The organism is Aeromonas sp. S41-2, from assembly GCF_027705845.1.
Classification (GTDB): Bacteria; Pseudomonadota; Gammaproteobacteria; order Enterobacterales; family Aeromonadaceae; genus Aeromonas; species Aeromonas hydrophila.
The window spans coordinates 32,457-46,172 of the sequence record NZ_JAPDCG010000016.1 but is presented as its reverse complement, the minus strand read 5'-3'; the positions used below and the strand labels follow the sequence as shown (position 1 = coordinate 46,172).

Sequence of the window (13,716 nt, the reverse complement as noted above, 5' to 3'; positions counted from 1 at the left end):
CGATGGTAGTGTGGCATTCGCCATGCGAGAGTAGGACACTGCCAGGCACCCAACACGAGAAACCCCGCTCATCTGAGCGGGGTTTTTTATTTTACAAAATCGGCGATTTATGGTCATAAACTGCTGATTTCTCTGCTTTATGCTTGCTCCTGACTGGCGCAGGGCAGTTCCATGTTGACCACCCCATCTTCCAGCTGGATATCGATCTTGAAGCCAAGCCGTTTGGCCAGGTTGATCATGCCGCGGTTGCTGGGCATGGTCATGCCCGACAGCTGGCCAATGCCACGCTCTCTAGCATAGCGCACTATCTTCTCCATCATCAGCTTGCCAAGTCCCAGCCCTTTCAGGTCGGAGCGCACCAGGATGGCAAACTCTGCATCAGACAGGTCCGGGCTGGAAATGGCTCGAACTACCCCCAGGATCTGCTGGTCGAACGGACCATCCTGCCCCACGGCGACAAACGCCATCTCCCGGTCGTAATCGATCTGGGTCATGCGGGCCAGCTCTTCATGTCCCAGCTCCCCCACGTCGGCGAAGAAGCGCTTGTATCTATCTTCATCCGATACCTTGAGTACAAACTGCTTGTGAGCCGGTTCATCCTCCGGCCGGATCGGGCGCAATAGCACATGGCTCTGATCTTTGAGCCAGGCCCCCTCTTCCAGCTCGGTGGGATAGGGGCGGATAGCCAGTCTGCAGCGGCCTTCTTCAGCAGGTTGCAGAGTCAGGCTGGCATCCAGCACCACCATTTCGGCGCCGCAGGCCTGCAGTGGGTGCAGATCCAGTTGCTGGATCTCGGGGAAGGCGAGCAGCAACTCCGACAATTGGCACAACACCTGGCCGAGGGCATCGATATCGAGTTGCTCCGGACTGGCCTGCTCGCGGATCTTGCGGCTCTTGAGCGCTCCAATGATCTGGTAGCGCGCCAGCGCCTGGTTCAGCGGCGGCAGGGCCGCCATCATCTCCTGCGGCTCGGCCCCTGACTCGCCGAGCAGGATAACGGGGCCGAATACGGGGTCTTGTTGCAGTCGGATCCGCAGTTCCAATCCGCCGCTGCGGCGCGCCATGCGCTGCACCAGCAGGCCTTCGATACGGGCGCCGGGATCGTGCTGCCTGACCCGATCCAGAATGGCGTCCGCAGCCTGGGCGACTTCGGCCGAGGTACGCAGGTTGAGCATGACGCCGTGTACTGCCGACTTGTGGAGGATGTCTGGTGAACGCAGCTTGACTGCCACCGGGTAGCCGATCTGCTCCGCGGTGAGGGTTGCCTCGATGGCATCGGAGACGATCCAGGTCGGCAGCGTGGAGAGCCCCGCGGCCTGCAGAATGGGGTGTGCCAGATGGGTGTCGAGGGTGAGCTGTTTGCGTTCCAGCGCTTGTCTGATCAACTGCTGGCACAGCTCTAGGTTGAGCTTGTCACCCTGCAGGGAGGCGGGGGTTTCCATCAGCTGCTTCTGGTTGCGCCGGTATTCCACCATGTGCATAAAGGCGGCGACCGCGCTCTCCGGGGTGCGGTAGGTGGGGAAGCCTGCCTCGCTGAACAGACGACGCCCCTCCTGGGCCGAATATTCTCCCGCCCAGTTGGTCAGGATATTGAAGCGTCTGGCCCTGGGGTGCTGTTTGACGTAGTCGATCAGGCTGCGCGCCAAGGCGGCGCCACGGGCGGTGAGCGAAGGGGCATGGATGAGCAGGATGGCGTCAGCCTCATCCCCTTGCAGCAGGTCGTCGAGAGCCTGCTGATAGTCATTGATGTCGGCATCGCTGCCGATGTCGCGAGGCGGCATCGCCAGCTTGCCGCCCCGCTCCAGCAACTTGTCGATCGCCATGTTGGCCAAGCCACGGCCATTGGAAATGATGGCGAGCCGCTCTCCCTTGAGAGTCAGGGAGTGACTCAGGGTCTCGACGGCGGCAAACAGTTCGTGGGTATCCCGCACCCGCAGCATGCCGGCCCTGCGGATGGCGGCGTCATAGACGTTGTCGAGCCCGTTGTCCGGCTCATGGCGGCCGCTCTTGAGCACCAGGATGGGCTTGTTGCGGGCGGCGGCACGGGCGGCCGAGAGAAAATGGCGGGCGTCCTGCAGCTTGTCCATGTAGAGCAGGATGGCGCGAGTTACGCTGTCGCGAGAGAGCTGATCCAGCAGCTGGCCGAAGTTGATGTCGCAGTGATCGCCAAGGGAGATGAAGGCCGAGAAGCCGAGTTCATGCTGTTTGGCCCAATCCAGGATGGTGGTGCTGACGGCGGCCGACTGGGAGAGAAAGGCAACCTGACCAGGCTTGGCGGCAATCGGCGAGAAGCTGGCATTGATGCCTTGACCCGGCAGCAGCATCCCCATGCTGTTGGGGCCGAGCAGGCGGATGCCGTATTGCCGGCTGAGCTGTTGCAGCTGCTCCCGCTCCGGCGCAGTGAAGTCTGCCGCCAGTATGATGGCGGCGCCCGTCCCCCGTTTGCCAAGCGCTTCGATGAGGGTCAATACCCGTTCCCGCCGGGTACAGACGATGGCGAGATCCGGGGCCAGCGGCAGGCTGTCGATATCGGCATAGGCCAGCACGCCGGCAATGGCCTTGCTGTGTGGGCTGACTGGCAGGATGGGGCCCTTGAACTGGCCGGCGAGCAGGTGTCTTATCACCACGTGACCCGCCTTCTGCGGGTCGGTCGAGGCACCGATGACGGCGATTGACTGGGGTTTGAAGAGCCGATCCAGGCCGCTTGGTTTCATGGGCACTCCCGTGGGTGGCGGATGGTGCCAGTGTAATACGCTTTCAGCGCCGGTTCTGTGACCGGTTGCGGATCACTGCCTGGTCAGGGCGCTGGCTCGCAGGTAAAACCTCAGCTCACCCTGGATCTGGCGTACCGCTGCCAGATGGCGCTCCTGCAGATAGATATCCTGCTCCTGATCGAGCTGTGTTTGCGGTACGCCCAGGCTCTGCAGGTACTCATCGAACAGCAGCGAGCTGTTGATTTCGATCAGATGGGGCATCATGGCGCGGCTCCTTGTTCTATTCAGGCTGAGCATTCAGTCTAGTCGGTGAATCGCTCCTCAGACTGACCATTGTCAGATTTGACACGAAGTGGCTCACACATCTGCGGCGTCCTGCATCAAGGGGGCCAGGCCTGAGGTTATAGTGAATGGATGGCGGGGGAGGTGCGCGATGATCAGGAGCTGGTTGTGTTGCGTCATGTTGTTGGCCGGCAGCGTGCTGGCGGGAGAGGTGCCCATCAGGGCCTGGAACCTGCTGCTGGACCATCCCAATCCCGCTGTGGCTGGTCTGCTGCGGCTCTCGCTCGATCTGACCGTGCCGGAATACGGTCCCTATCGGCTGATTGCCAGCCCGCCGATGGAGCAGGGACGGGCGGTCAAGGAGTTGCAAAGCGGCGAGCTGGTGCAGATCGGGGTGTTTGCTCCCGACGAGGAGCGCGAACGTACCCTGCTGGCTATCCATGTTCCGCTGGCAAAAGGGCTGCTGGGCTGGCGGGTATGCCTCATCCGGCAGGGGGATGAGGGGCGGTTCGCCAACATACGATCGCTGGCCGACTGGCAGCAGGCCGGGCTTCGCATCGGCCAGCACAGATCCTGGCCTGATACCCGTCTGCTCAAGGAGAACGGCCTCAACGTGGTGGTTGGCAGCCTCTACGATGCCCTGTTCAACATGCTGCGCAAGCAGCGCTTCGACTGCTTCCTGCGCTCGGTCATCGAGATCGAGGAGGAGCTCAAGCAACACCCTGAGCTGGCCATCGAGCCGCACCTGGTGTTTCGCTATCCGCTGGCGCTGCTGTTCTTCGTCTCGCCCAAGTACCCGGAACTGGCCAAGCGCATCGAGCTGGGTCTGCAGCGAGCCCGTCAGTCCGGTGACTATGAGCGGGTATTCGAGGCGGGTTTTGGCAGCACCATCCGGCGGCTGCAGCTCGATCGGCGGGTGATGCTGGAGCTGAGCAACCCCGATCTGCCGCCCGGCAGCCGCACCATGATGCAGGATCCCTCGCTCATCTATGCTCCGGCGCTGCCCGCCGTGTCAGCGCAGTGAGCCCTGGCCCCGCGCCGTATCCCAGAAGGCACGGATCAGCGGCTCTTCCAGCCGCTTCTTGAGCACGGCGATGCCGACATCGAACGGCTTGAGCGCCGGCTTGGGTTCGACGATGCGCACCTTTTCGCCCATGGGGCTGTGGTCGATCACCGCCGCTGGCACCAGCCCCACCCCGAAGCCGAGCGCCACCATGGCGACAATCCCCTCGTTGCCCGCCACCTCCGCATAGATGTTGGGGGCGATCCCCTTGTTGCGCAGCCACTGATCGCAGCGTTTGCGGGCCAGCCCCTGCTCCGAGAGGATCAGCGGCAGCCGTTCCCAGTCTGGCTCTCCCTGGGAGAACCACTGGCTCTGCTGCGGTGCGGTGCGGGGGGCGATAAACACCAGCGGCACCTGCTGCAGGCTGGCAAACTCCAGCTTGGAGGAGAGGGCATCGGGGCGGGCGGCGATGGCCAGATCGGCCTCGTCGGCCAGGATTTTGTCCACCGCCAGCGCCGGGTCGCCGGTCTCCAGCTTGATCTCCAGCTGGGGATAACGGCGGCGAAAGCGCTCAAGTACTTCGGGCAGCAGGAAGTAGCTGGCGGTGACGGAGCAGAACACTCGCAGCCGACCCTGCAGCGGCTCGTCGCTGCGCTTGAGTTCCTGCTTGAGCTGGCGCCACTCCTGCAGCAGGGCTCCGCCGAATTCGCGCAGCTTCTCGCCCGCCGGGGTGAGCCGCACCGAGCGGTTGTCCCGCTCGAACAGCACGCAGCCGGTCTCCTGCTCCAGCCGCTGGATGGCGCGGCTGAGGGTGGAGGGGCTGACCGCCATGGCATCGGCGCTCTTGCCGAAGTGGAGGGAGTCGGCGAGGTGGAGAAACAGCTCGAGATTGCGAAGGTCCATCTTTCAACTCCTGGTGCGGCATCTCTACTCGAGAGCCTGGGCATCTGCCATCTGGCGCTAGATCCTGCCGGCGATGATGAAGGGTTAACGTTTCAATTATTGCAACGTACTGTTCCGAATATATCAGTTCAGGCAATAAGTGTCCCGCGCTATAGTGGTTTCGACAACGCCGCCATCCGGCATGGAATCAATCGAACGGAGCAATCACCATGGCTAACTATTTCAACACCTTGAACCTGCGTCAGCAGTTGGCCCAGCTGGGCAAGTGTCGTTTCATGCAGCGCGAAGAGTTCGCGGACGGCTGCAACGTGCTGAAGGGCAAGAAGGTGGTGATTGTGGGCTGTGGTGCCCAGGGTCTGAACCAGGGCCTGAACATGCGCGACTCCGGGCTGGATATCTCCTACGCCCTGCGCAAGGCCGCCATCACAGAGAAGCGCGCCTCCTGGCAGAAGGCCACCGACAACGGCTTCGCGGTCGGCACCTATGAAGAGCTGATCCCGACCGCCGATCTGGTGCTGAACCTGACCCCGGACAAGCAGCACTCCGACGTGGTGAAAACCGTGATGCCGCTGATGAAGCAGGGCGCCGCGCTGGGCTACTCCCACGGTTTCAACGTGGTGGAAGAGGGTCAGCAGATCCGCTCCGACATCACGGTCGTGATGGTGGCGCCGAAGTGCCCGGGTACCGAAGTGCGTGAAGAGTACAAACGCGGTTTCGGCGTACCGACCCTGATCGCCGTTCACCCGGAGAACGACCCCAAGGGTGAAGGCATGGCCATCGCCAAGGCGTGGGCCTCTGCCACCGGTGGCGACCGTGCCGGGGTGCTGGAGTCCTCCTTCGTGGCGGAAGTGAAATCTGACCTGATGGGCGAGCAGACCATCCTCTGCGGCATGCTGCAGGCCGGTTCCCTGCTCTGCTACGACAAGCTGGTTGCCGAAGGGACCGACAAGGCCTATGCCGGCAAGTTGATCCAGTTCGGTTGGGAGACCATCACCGAAGCCCTGAAGCAGGGGGGTATCAGCCTGATGATGGACCGTCTGTCCAACCCGGCCAAGCTGCGCGCCTTCGAACTCTCCGAGCAGCTCAAGACCCTGATGCGCCCGCTGTTCGAGAAGCACATGGACGACATCATCGCCGGTGAGTTCTCCCGCGGCATGATGGCCGACTGGGCCGAAGACGATGCCAAGCTGTTCGGCTGGCGCGAAGAGACCGGCAAGTCCGCCTTCGAAAACGCGCCGGCGTTTGCAGGCAAGATTGCCGAGCAGGAGTACTTCGACAATGGCGTGGTGATGGTGGCCATGGTCAAGGCGGGTGTCGAGCTGGCGTTCGAAACCATGGTGGCCTCCGGCATCTATGAAGAGTCTGCCTACTACGAATCCCTGCACGAGCTGCCGCTGATCGCCAACACCGTTGCCCGCAAGCGTCTGTACGAGATGAACGTGGTCATCTCCGACACCGCCGAGTACGGCAACTACCTGTTCGCCAACGCTGCCGTGCCGTTGCTGCGCGAGCACTTCATGCCGACCCTGAAAGCGGGCGACCTGGGTGCCAGCAAGGCGGATGAGCAGAGCGTCGACAACCTGGCACTGCTGGCAGCTAATGAGGCGACCCGCAACCACCCCATCGAAGCGATCGGTCAAGTACTGCGCGGTTATATGAAAGACATGAAACGCATCGCCGTCGGCGGTTAAGCCGGCATAAGGCAGGATGATGAAGGGGCGGGGGTGACGATCCCCGTCGCCGGCCGGGCTGGACACCCGACCGGCCCGCCAGAAAACCCGGCCATAAAAAAGCCCCGCTCATCGAGCGGGGCTTTTGCATTCAGAAAGGCCGGCTAAATCAGGCTTTCCACGCTTTCCAGGTGTTGATCAGACCGTTGGTGGAGCAGTCGTGGCTGGTGACAGCCGCATCGGTGTTAAGCTCCGGCAGGATCTTGTTGGCCAGCTGCTTGCCCAGCTCCACGCCCCACTGGTCGAAGCTGAAGATGTTCCAGATTGCGCCCTGTACGAAGATCTTGTGCTCGTACATGGCAATCAAAGAGCCAAGCGTTTTCGGGGTCAGGCTCTTGAACAGGATGGAGTTGGTCGGGCGGTTGCCTTCGAACACCTTGAACGGCACCAGATCCTTGACCTGCTCCAGGGTTTTGCCAGCCGCCAGGAACTCGGCTTCGACCTGTTCCTTGCTCTTGCCGAAGGCCAGCGCCTCGGTCTGGGCGAAGAAGTTGGCCAGCAGTTTCGGGTGGTGGTCGCCGATCGGGTTGTGGCTGATGGCCGGTGCCAGGAAGTCACAGGGGATCAGCTTGGTGCCCTGGTGGATCAGCTGGTAGAAGGCGTGCTGGCCGTTGGTACCCGGCTCACCCCAGATGATGGGGCCGGTCTGGTAGTCAACCGGCTTGCCGTTGCGATCCACGTACTTGCCGTTGGACTCCATGTTGCCCTGCTGGAAGTAGGCAGGGAAGCGGTGCATGTACTGATCGTACGGCAGGATGGCTTCGGACTCGGCACCGTAGAAGTTGTTGTACCACAGGCCGATCAGCGCCAGCAGCACCGGCACGTTCTGCTCATAGGAGGCAGTGGCGAAGTGCATGTCCATCTCGAAGGCGCCTTGCAGCAGGGCTTCGAAGTTTTCGAAACCGACGGAGAGGGCGATGGGCATGCCGATGGCAGACCAGGAGGAGTAGCGGCCGCCAACCCAGTCCCAGAACTCGAACATGTTGTTGGTGTCGATGCCGAACTCGGCCACGGCCTTGCCGTTGGTGGAGAGCGCAGCGAAGTGCTTGGCAACGTGAGCCTTGTCACCGGCGATCTTGATGAACCAATCGCGGGCGGTCAGGGCGTTGGTCATGGTCTCCTGAGTGGTGAAGGTCTTGGAGGCCACCAGGAACAGGGTGGTTTCCGGATCGATCTTCTTCAGGGTCTCGGCGATATGGGTGCCATCGACGTTGGAGACGAAGTGCATCTGCAGGTGGTTTTTGTAAGGGCGCAGTGCCTCGGTGATCATCACCGGGCCCAGATCGGAGCCACCGATGCCGATGTTGACCACGTGCTGGATCGCCTTGCCGGTGTAGCCTTTCCACTCGCCGGAGATGATCTTCTCGCAGAAGCCTGTCATCTTGGCCAGTACGGCATTCACTTCCGGCATCACATCCTTGCCGTCGCACTCGATGGGGCGATCGGAGCGGTTGCGCAGGGCCACGTGCAGTACGGAGCGGCCTTCGGTCATGTTGATCTTTTCGCCATTGAACATGGCATCGATCGCGCTGCGAAGATCGGTCTCTTTGGCCAGATCAACCAGCAACTTGAGGGTTTCTTCGGTGATCAGGTTCTTCGAGTAATCGACCAGGATGTCTCCGCCGAAGGTAAGGGAAAACTTGTCAAAGCGCTTCGGGTCCTGCGCGAACAGATCCTTGAGCCGGGTCTCTTTGTTCGCTGCAAAGTGGGCTTCCAGTGCCTGCCAGGCCTGGGTCTGGGTTGGATTGATGTTTTTCATAGGATTATCAGTCTTCCAAGTTGTGTATGAACCTTGCAGGCAAGGCTCCCGCCAAACCTTATTATTCGAGCATTATACCGGGCCAGCTGCGCCGCCCGTGTAACAGAGCTTTACCAATTGTCTGCCATCGACCGAGTTTACAACCAAAACGCTGCGATTATGAGTCACTGATGGCAGCCGGATCTTGCGTTTGCGCATACTTGGTCGGGCTTGCCGCCGCTGAAAGGGCTTTCAGGGCGAGGGCATGCTGCGAGTGGGGTGGCAGTTTGGCCTGGCAGCCAAAAGAGTATTCGACAGGCGCCTTTTTGCTCATTTCATGCGCAGGCGCAAGTTGTTGGTACTGGAGGCTGGCTAGCATATGAGCGAATGGACGAGATCTCCCAGGGATGGCCATTGTCTGGAATGAGGAGATCGCTATGAAAGCTGTGTTGTCCCTGTTTGCTCTGAGCCTGATCGCCACCGGCCTCATCGGCCTGCTGACCATGGTACTGACCAGTGCGGCGCCTACCTTGCCGTTACGGGTGCTGGCGGTGATCGGTGCCGTGCTGGGAGGCTATGTGCTGGTGCAACCGCTGCTCAACCGGGTGGCTCGTCGGCTGGTGTAAGTCGACGTCCCCGGCATGCTGAACACAAAGTCCGGCCCAGGGTGGCCGGATTTTTTATGCCCGTCAGGGGATCGGAAACGACAATGCCAGCCCGGAGGCTGGCATTGTGACATTCAGGAGGGGACTCAGGCCTGCGGCTTTTGCATGTGCATGACCATCTGCGGGAAGGGGATCTCGATGCCTTCGGCATCGAAGGTGAGCTTCACCTTCTCGTGGAAGTCGAACCAGACTCCCCAGTAGTCGCCGGTCTTGACCCAGGGGCGCACCACGATATTGACCGAGGAGTCGGCCAGCGCGGCGACGGCGATGGTGGCGGCCGGCTCCTTGAGGATGCGCGGCTCTTCGCTGACCAGCCGTTCCAGGATCTGCTTGGCCTTGCGCAGATCCGAGCCATAGCCGATGCCGAAGGTCATGTCGACCCGGCGGGTATCCATGCGCGAGTAGTTGACGATGGTGCCGTTGAGGATGGCGGAGTTGGGCACCACCACCATTTTGTTGTCACCGGAGGTGAGGGTGGTGGTGAACAGCTGAACGGATTGCACCACGCCATTGGTGCCTGCCACCTCGATGAACTCACCTGCCTTAATGGGGCGGAAGATGATGAGCAGGAAGCCGGCGGCGAAGTTGGAGAGCGAGCCTTGCAGCGCCAGACCGATGGCCAGACCGGCGGCACCGATAATGGCGACGAAGGAGGCGGTCTGCACCCCGACCCGGCCCAGCGCGGCGATCACCACGAACACCAGGATGGCGTACTTGAGGATGCTGCCGACGAAGTGGGTGACAGTGGTGTCCAACTTGCGGGCCTGCATCACCTTGACCACGGCGCTGCTGATGAGGTTGGCGGCGATATAGCCGACCAGCAGGGTGATCAGGGCGGCCGCGATGTTGACGGCATACTCGATCAGCAGGCCCTGGTTGTTGACCAGCCAGGTCTGCGCTTCGGTGATGATTTCGGGTTCCATAGGGTGTCCTGTCAGGCGATAAAAGGTTTATGACGCATGAATCTAACACTGGAATGCGACAATCCGGGTCGCATCTGGTGCTCATCGTCTCTTTTGTGCCACAAAAAACAAGGGAGGCCAAGGCCTCCCTCTTTACTGCAACCCGTCTGGAGCGGCGTGGCCGCTACTGATTGCAAATTGGGCTGGTCAGCTCTGCAGCAGCTGGCTGCGGATAAACTGCCACTGATCTTCAAAGCCGGCGGTGGGCTTGATTTTGAACTCGGAGCGGACGAACTGGCTGATGCGTCCCTCGGTGTAGGCCAGCAGCAGGTTGGCCAGCATGGTCTCGTCGAGCTGGAAGCCCTGGCCTTCACGCAGCCGCTTTTCCCGCAGCACCTGCTTGATCTGGGTCTCCAGCTTGTCAAACAGGACGCTGATGCGATCCCGCAGCCGGTCGTGCTCGCCCAAGAGGGCATCGCCATTGAGGATGCGGGTGATGCCGGGATTGCGCTCGGCGAACACCAGCAGCAGCTGCAGTATGTGGTGGCAGCGGGCCATGGTGTCCTTCTCTTCGGCCATGATCAGGTTGACCCGTGACAGCAGGGAATCCTCGATAAAGTCGATCAGCCCCTCGAACATTCGCGCCTTGCTGGGAAAATGTCGATAGAGCGCGGCCTCGGATACCCCCACCTCGGCCGCCAGACGGGCCGTGGTGATGCGCTGGCCAGGGCTGGTCTCCAGCATGTGGGCGAGCGCCTGCAGGATCTGATCGCGCCGACTCTGTTTCTGATTACTGCTTGCCATGGATTCCCCTAAAAAAACAATGGCCTGATTCTGTTATTAGGCACCGCCGCACGGGCAGGTGTGGTCTGTTATTGGCGACCAGAAGAACCAAAACCGCCTTCACCCCGTTCGCTCTGATTGAACTCATCGACCAGTTGGAAGCTGGCCTGAACTACCGGCATGATCACCAGCTGGGCGATGCGCTCGCCGGGCTGCATGGTGAAGCTGTCATTGCCACGGTTCCACACCGAGACCATCAGCTGGCCCTGGTAGTCGGAATCGATGAGGCCGACCAGGTTGCCCAGCACGATGCCGTGCTTATGACCGAGGCCGGAGCGGGGCAGGATGGTGGCACACAGGCCCGGATCCTGAATGTGGATGGCCAGCCCGGTCGGCACTAGCGTGGTATCACCCGGGGCCAGGGTCAGCGGGGCATCCAGCAGGGCGCGCAGATCCATGCCGGCGGAACCCGGTGTGGCGTAGGCGGGCAGCGGGTACTCGGTGCCGATGCGGGCATCCAGAATCTTCAGTTCAATTTGTGTTGTCATAAATCGTTTTTAATGGAGTGGAGGTGGTCGATTGACTGGCTCAGTGCCGGTAGTGGTCTGCAATCAGGGCGATGAGATGACGAGCCAGCGTCAGCTTATCGGCCAGGGGCAGGGGTGCTTGACCCCCTTGCCAGAACACGGTCAGGGCGTTGTCATCGGCGTTGAAGCCCTGGCCCGCACGAGATACGTCGTTGGCGGCGATCATGTCCAGCCGCTTACGCTGCAGTTTGTCGAGGGCGTATTGTTCCACATCCACGGTTTCTGCGGCAAATCCGACGGTGAAGGGCTTGTCTGACAAAGCCCCCACGGCGGCGATGATGTCGGGGTTCTTGACCAATGTCAGCTGCATCTGGTCGTTGTCACCGGTCTTCTTGATCTTCTGGTTGGCCACCTGCGCGGGGCGGTAGTCGGCGACGGCGGCGCAGCCGATGAAGAGGTCGCACTCGCCGACCCGGCTCATCACCGCCTGATGCATCTGCTCGGCACTTTCCACGTCGACACGGGTGACGCCCGCCGGGGGGGCCAGTGCCACCGGGCCGCTCACCAGCGTCACCTCGGCGCCCGCTTCACGGGCGGCGCGGGCGATGGCGTAGCCCATCTTGCCGGAGCTGTGGTTACTGATGTAGCGCACGGGATCGAGCGCCTCGCGGGTCGGCCCGGCGGTGAGCAGCAGCCTGACCCCGGCCAGCAGTGGCTCGGCGGCGAGTTGCTGGCAGCAGCGTTCAACTAGTTCGAGGGGATCCAGCATCCGGCCCGGGCCCACGTCACCGCAGGCCTGGCTGCCGGAATCCGGCCCCCACAGCAGGATGCCGCGGCTGGCCAGAGTCTTGAGGTTGGCCTGGGTGGCGGCGTTGAGGTACATCTGCTGGTTCATGGCGGGCGCCAGTGCCACCGGTGCCGGGGTGGCCAGGCAGAGGGTGGTCAGCAGCTCGTCGGCCATGCCGGCGGCCATGCGGGCCATCAGGTTGGCGCTGGCCGGGGCGATCAGCACCAGATCGGCCCACTTGGCCAGCTCGATGTGGCCCATGCCCGCCTCGGCGGCGGGATCCAGCAGACTGTCGGCCACCGGGTGGCCGGAGACGGCCTGCAGGGTCAGCGGGGTGATGAACTCCTTGGCGGAACGGGTCATCACCACCCGTACCTCGGCCCCCTGATCTTTCAGGCGGCGTACCAGCTCGGCACTCTTGTAGGCGGCGATCCCGCCGCTGACACCCAACAGGATGCGTTTATCGGCCAATCTCATCTGCTGCTTCTCTTCCGGCTCACTCTGACTGGTCGGCTAAGATACCACAGGCAGCGGACGACGACAGAGGCTGACATGGGGGACTTGTGGTCGGGCTCCCGCGATTTTTTGCTATGTTTTCTCTCAATAGGCATGAGGGAGAGACAAATGAGCATCAAGGAGTGGCCGGAAGATGAACGCCCGCGCGAGAAGCTGCTGCGTCAGGGGCCTGGCGGTTTGTCCGACGCCGAGCTGCTGGCGATCTTCCTGCGTACCGGGGTCAGCGGTCTGAGTGCGGTCGATCTCTCCCGCCATCTGTTGCAGCAATTTGGTTCGTTGCGGGCGTTGCTTGGCGCCGAACAGCGGGCTTTTTGCGCGGCGCACGGCCTTGGACCGGCCAAATATGCCCAGCTGCAGGCCGTGCTAGAGATGGGCAAGCGCCATCTGGCCGAGCAGTTGCAAAGGGGCGATCCACTCACCTCGCCCCAGTTGACCCGGGACTATCTGCAGGCTCAGCTGCGGGATCGACCGCGGGAGGTGTTTGCCCTGTTGCTGCTCGACAACCAGCACCGAGTGATTCAATTCGTTGAACTTTTTTACGGCACCCTCGACTCGGCGAGCGTCTGGCCCAGAGAAATCGTGCAGATCGCACTCAAACATAATGCAGCCGCCGTGATTCTGGCGCATAATCACCCGTCCGGCGTCGCCGAGCCCAGTCGGGCCGACCGCCAGATCACGGATCGGATCACGGCCGCCTTGGCCCTGATCGATATCAGAGTGCTGGATCACTTGGTGATCGGTGACGGCATCACGGTTTCTTTCGCCGAGCGCGGTTGGTTATGACTGTGCTCTGGCGCCGTATTAGTTGATCTTTGATCACGGATGCTGTATAAAATGCCGCCTTCTGTTTGCCCCGCAATCGAAGGCCAGCGGGGCAGATATTTGCTCGAGCAATGAAGTAAGATTTGGAGAGACTGACATGTCTAGAGTATGCCAAGTAACCGGCAAGCGCCCGGCAGTTGGTAACAACCGTTCGCACGCTAACAACGCTACCAAGCGTCGTTTCCTGCCGAACCTGCACACTCACCGTTTTTGGGTTGAGAGTGAAAAACGCTTCGTAAGCCTGCGCGTATCCGCAAAAGGCATGCGTATCATCGACAAGCGTGGCGTTGAAGTGGTTCTGGCTGAACTGCGCGCCAGCGGTGTTAAGGTATAAGGAATTAGAT

The 13,716-nt window shown here is 61.5% G+C and carries 13 protein-coding genes; 5 read left to right on the top strand and 8 right to left on the bottom strand.

The features are described from left to right. Nucleotides 1–137: 137 nt before the first annotated feature. On the bottom strand, nucleotides 138–2,714 hold the full coding sequence (locus OKC44_RS21380) for a bifunctional acetate--CoA ligase family protein/GNAT family N-acetyltransferase (RefSeq protein WP_270814993.1): 2,577 nt from the start codon (nucleotides 2,712–2,714) through the stop codon (nucleotides 138–140). A 72-nt stretch (nucleotides 2,715–2,786) separates the two neighbouring features. Next, nucleotides 2,787–2,978, bottom strand: a complete 192-nt coding sequence (locus OKC44_RS21375; protein ID WP_270814991.1) for a hypothetical protein — start codon at nucleotides 2,976–2,978, stop codon at nucleotides 2,787–2,789. A gap of 169 nt (nucleotides 2,979–3,147) precedes the next feature. Here OKC44_RS21375 and OKC44_RS21370 point away from each other — a divergent pair, with 169 nt between their 5' ends. Continuing rightward, nucleotides 3,148–4,020, top strand: a complete 873-nt coding sequence (locus OKC44_RS21370) for a substrate-binding periplasmic protein (protein WP_270814990.1) — start codon at nucleotides 3,148–3,150, stop codon at nucleotides 4,018–4,020. Here the strand turns inward: OKC44_RS21370 and ilvY are convergent. Continuing rightward, nucleotides 4,009–4,902, bottom strand: a complete 894-nt coding sequence (gene ilvY / locus OKC44_RS21365; RefSeq protein ID WP_016349000.1) for an HTH-type transcriptional activator IlvY — start codon at nucleotides 4,900–4,902, stop codon at nucleotides 4,009–4,011. The two genes, OKC44_RS21370 and ilvY, sit on opposite strands and share 12 nt — an antisense overlap. A 209-nt stretch (nucleotides 4,903–5,111) precedes the next feature. On the opposite strand from ilvY, the gene ilvC reads away from it, so the two are divergent. Continuing rightward, nucleotides 5,112–6,593, top strand: coding sequence for a ketol-acid reductoisomerase (ilvC, locus tag OKC44_RS21360; protein ID WP_029305272.1), 1,482 nt, complete (start codon nucleotides 5,112–5,114; stop codon nucleotides 6,591–6,593). 148 nt (nucleotides 6,594–6,741) lie between these two features. Here the strand turns inward: ilvC and pgi are convergent, their stop codons facing one another. After that, the gene (pgi, locus tag OKC44_RS21355; RefSeq protein WP_270814986.1) at nucleotides 6,742–8,391 is read right to left on the bottom strand and encodes a glucose-6-phosphate isomerase; all 1,650 of its coding nucleotides are present in this window, start codon (nucleotides 8,389–8,391) and stop codon (nucleotides 6,742–6,744) included. A gap of 416 nt (nucleotides 8,392–8,807) precedes the next feature. On the opposite strand from pgi, the gene OKC44_RS21350 reads away from it, so the two are divergent. Then, nucleotides 8,808–8,996 carry a holin gene (locus OKC44_RS21350; protein ID WP_005323764.1) on the top strand — a complete coding sequence of 63 codons (189 nt, stop codon included), beginning with the start codon at nucleotides 8,808–8,810 and terminating at the stop codon, nucleotides 8,994–8,996. Between the two features lie 125 nt (nucleotides 8,997–9,121). Here OKC44_RS21350 and OKC44_RS21345 read toward each other — a convergent pair whose 3' ends face one another. The 4 genes from OKC44_RS21345 to coaBC all read right to left on the bottom strand — a co-directional run bounded on the left by OKC44_RS21345 (nucleotide 9,122) and on the right by coaBC (nucleotide 12,511). Next, complete coding sequence (locus OKC44_RS21345) at nucleotides 9,122–9,958, bottom strand: mechanosensitive ion channel domain-containing protein (RefSeq protein WP_011704177.1); 837 nt, start codon at nucleotides 9,956–9,958, stop codon at nucleotides 9,122–9,124. 186 nt (nucleotides 9,959–10,144) lie between these two features. Next, a complete protein-coding gene (slmA, locus tag OKC44_RS21340; protein ID WP_011704178.1) occupies nucleotides 10,145–10,741 on the bottom strand; it encodes a nucleoid occlusion factor SlmA in 597 nt (198 codons plus the stop codon). A gap of 68 nt (nucleotides 10,742–10,809) precedes the next feature. Beyond that, entirely contained in the window at nucleotides 10,810–11,268 is a 459-nt protein-coding gene (dut, locus tag OKC44_RS21335) for a dUTP diphosphatase (protein ID WP_016349004.1), read from the bottom strand. A 40-nt stretch (nucleotides 11,269–11,308) separates the two neighbouring features. After that, nucleotides 11,309–12,511 (bottom strand): bifunctional phosphopantothenoylcysteine decarboxylase/phosphopantothenate--cysteine ligase CoaBC, encoded by a 1,203-nt coding sequence (gene coaBC, locus OKC44_RS21330; RefSeq protein WP_101616877.1) that lies wholly within the window; start codon nucleotides 12,509–12,511, stop codon nucleotides 11,309–11,311. A 147-nt stretch (nucleotides 12,512–12,658) separates the two neighbouring features. On the opposite strand from coaBC, the gene radC reads away from it, so the two are divergent. Beyond that, a complete protein-coding gene (gene radC / locus OKC44_RS21325) occupies nucleotides 12,659–13,333 on the top strand; it encodes a RadC family protein (RefSeq protein ID WP_011704181.1) in 675 nt (224 codons plus the stop codon). A 136-nt stretch (nucleotides 13,334–13,469) separates the two neighbouring features. Further along, entirely contained in the window at nucleotides 13,470–13,706 is a 237-nt protein-coding gene (rpmB, locus tag OKC44_RS21320; protein ID WP_005307492.1) for a 50S ribosomal protein L28, read from the top strand. The last annotated feature ends 10 nt before the right edge of the window (nucleotides 13,707–13,716 follow it).

Excerpts from the sequence above, each read along its gene's own strand:
- OKC44_RS21380 (WP_270814993.1), bottom strand. The coding sequence starts at position 2,714 with ATGAAACCAAGCGGCCTGGATCGGCTCTTCAAACCCCAGTCAATCGCC.
- OKC44_RS21375 (WP_270814991.1), bottom strand. The coding sequence starts at position 2,978 with ATGATGCCCCATCTGATCGAAATCAACAGCTCGCTGCTGTTCGATGAG.
- OKC44_RS21370 (WP_270814990.1), top strand. The coding sequence starts at position 3,148 with ATGATCAGGAGCTGGTTGTGTTGCGTCATGTTGTTGGCCGGCAGCGTG.
- ilvY (WP_016349000.1), bottom strand. The coding sequence starts at position 4,902 with ATGGACCTTCGCAATCTCGAGCTGTTTCTCCACCTCGCCGACTCCCTC.
- ilvC (WP_029305272.1), top strand. The coding sequence starts at position 5,112 with ATGGCTAACTATTTCAACACCTTGAACCTGCGTCAGCAGTTGGCCCAG.
- pgi (WP_270814986.1), bottom strand. The coding sequence starts at position 8,391 with ATGAAAAACATCAATCCAACCCAGACCCAGGCCTGGCAGGCACTGGAA.
- OKC44_RS21350 (WP_005323764.1), top strand. The coding sequence starts at position 8,808 with ATGAAAGCTGTGTTGTCCCTGTTTGCTCTGAGCCTGATCGCCACCGGC.
- OKC44_RS21345 (WP_011704177.1), bottom strand. The coding sequence starts at position 9,958 with ATGGAACCCGAAATCATCACCGAAGCGCAGACCTGGCTGGTCAACAAC.
- slmA (WP_011704178.1), bottom strand. The coding sequence starts at position 10,741 with ATGGCAAGCAGTAATCAGAAACAGAGTCGGCGCGATCAGATCCTGCAG.
- dut (WP_016349004.1), bottom strand. The coding sequence starts at position 11,268 with ATGACAACACAAATTGAACTGAAGATTCTGGATGCCCGCATCGGCACC.
- coaBC (WP_101616877.1), bottom strand. The coding sequence starts at position 12,511 with ATGAGATTGGCCGATAAACGCATCCTGTTGGGTGTCAGCGGCGGGATC.
- radC (WP_011704181.1), top strand. The coding sequence starts at position 12,659 with ATGAGCATCAAGGAGTGGCCGGAAGATGAACGCCCGCGCGAGAAGCTG.
- rpmB (WP_005307492.1), top strand. The coding sequence starts at position 13,470 with ATGTCTAGAGTATGCCAAGTAACCGGCAAGCGCCCGGCAGTTGGTAAC.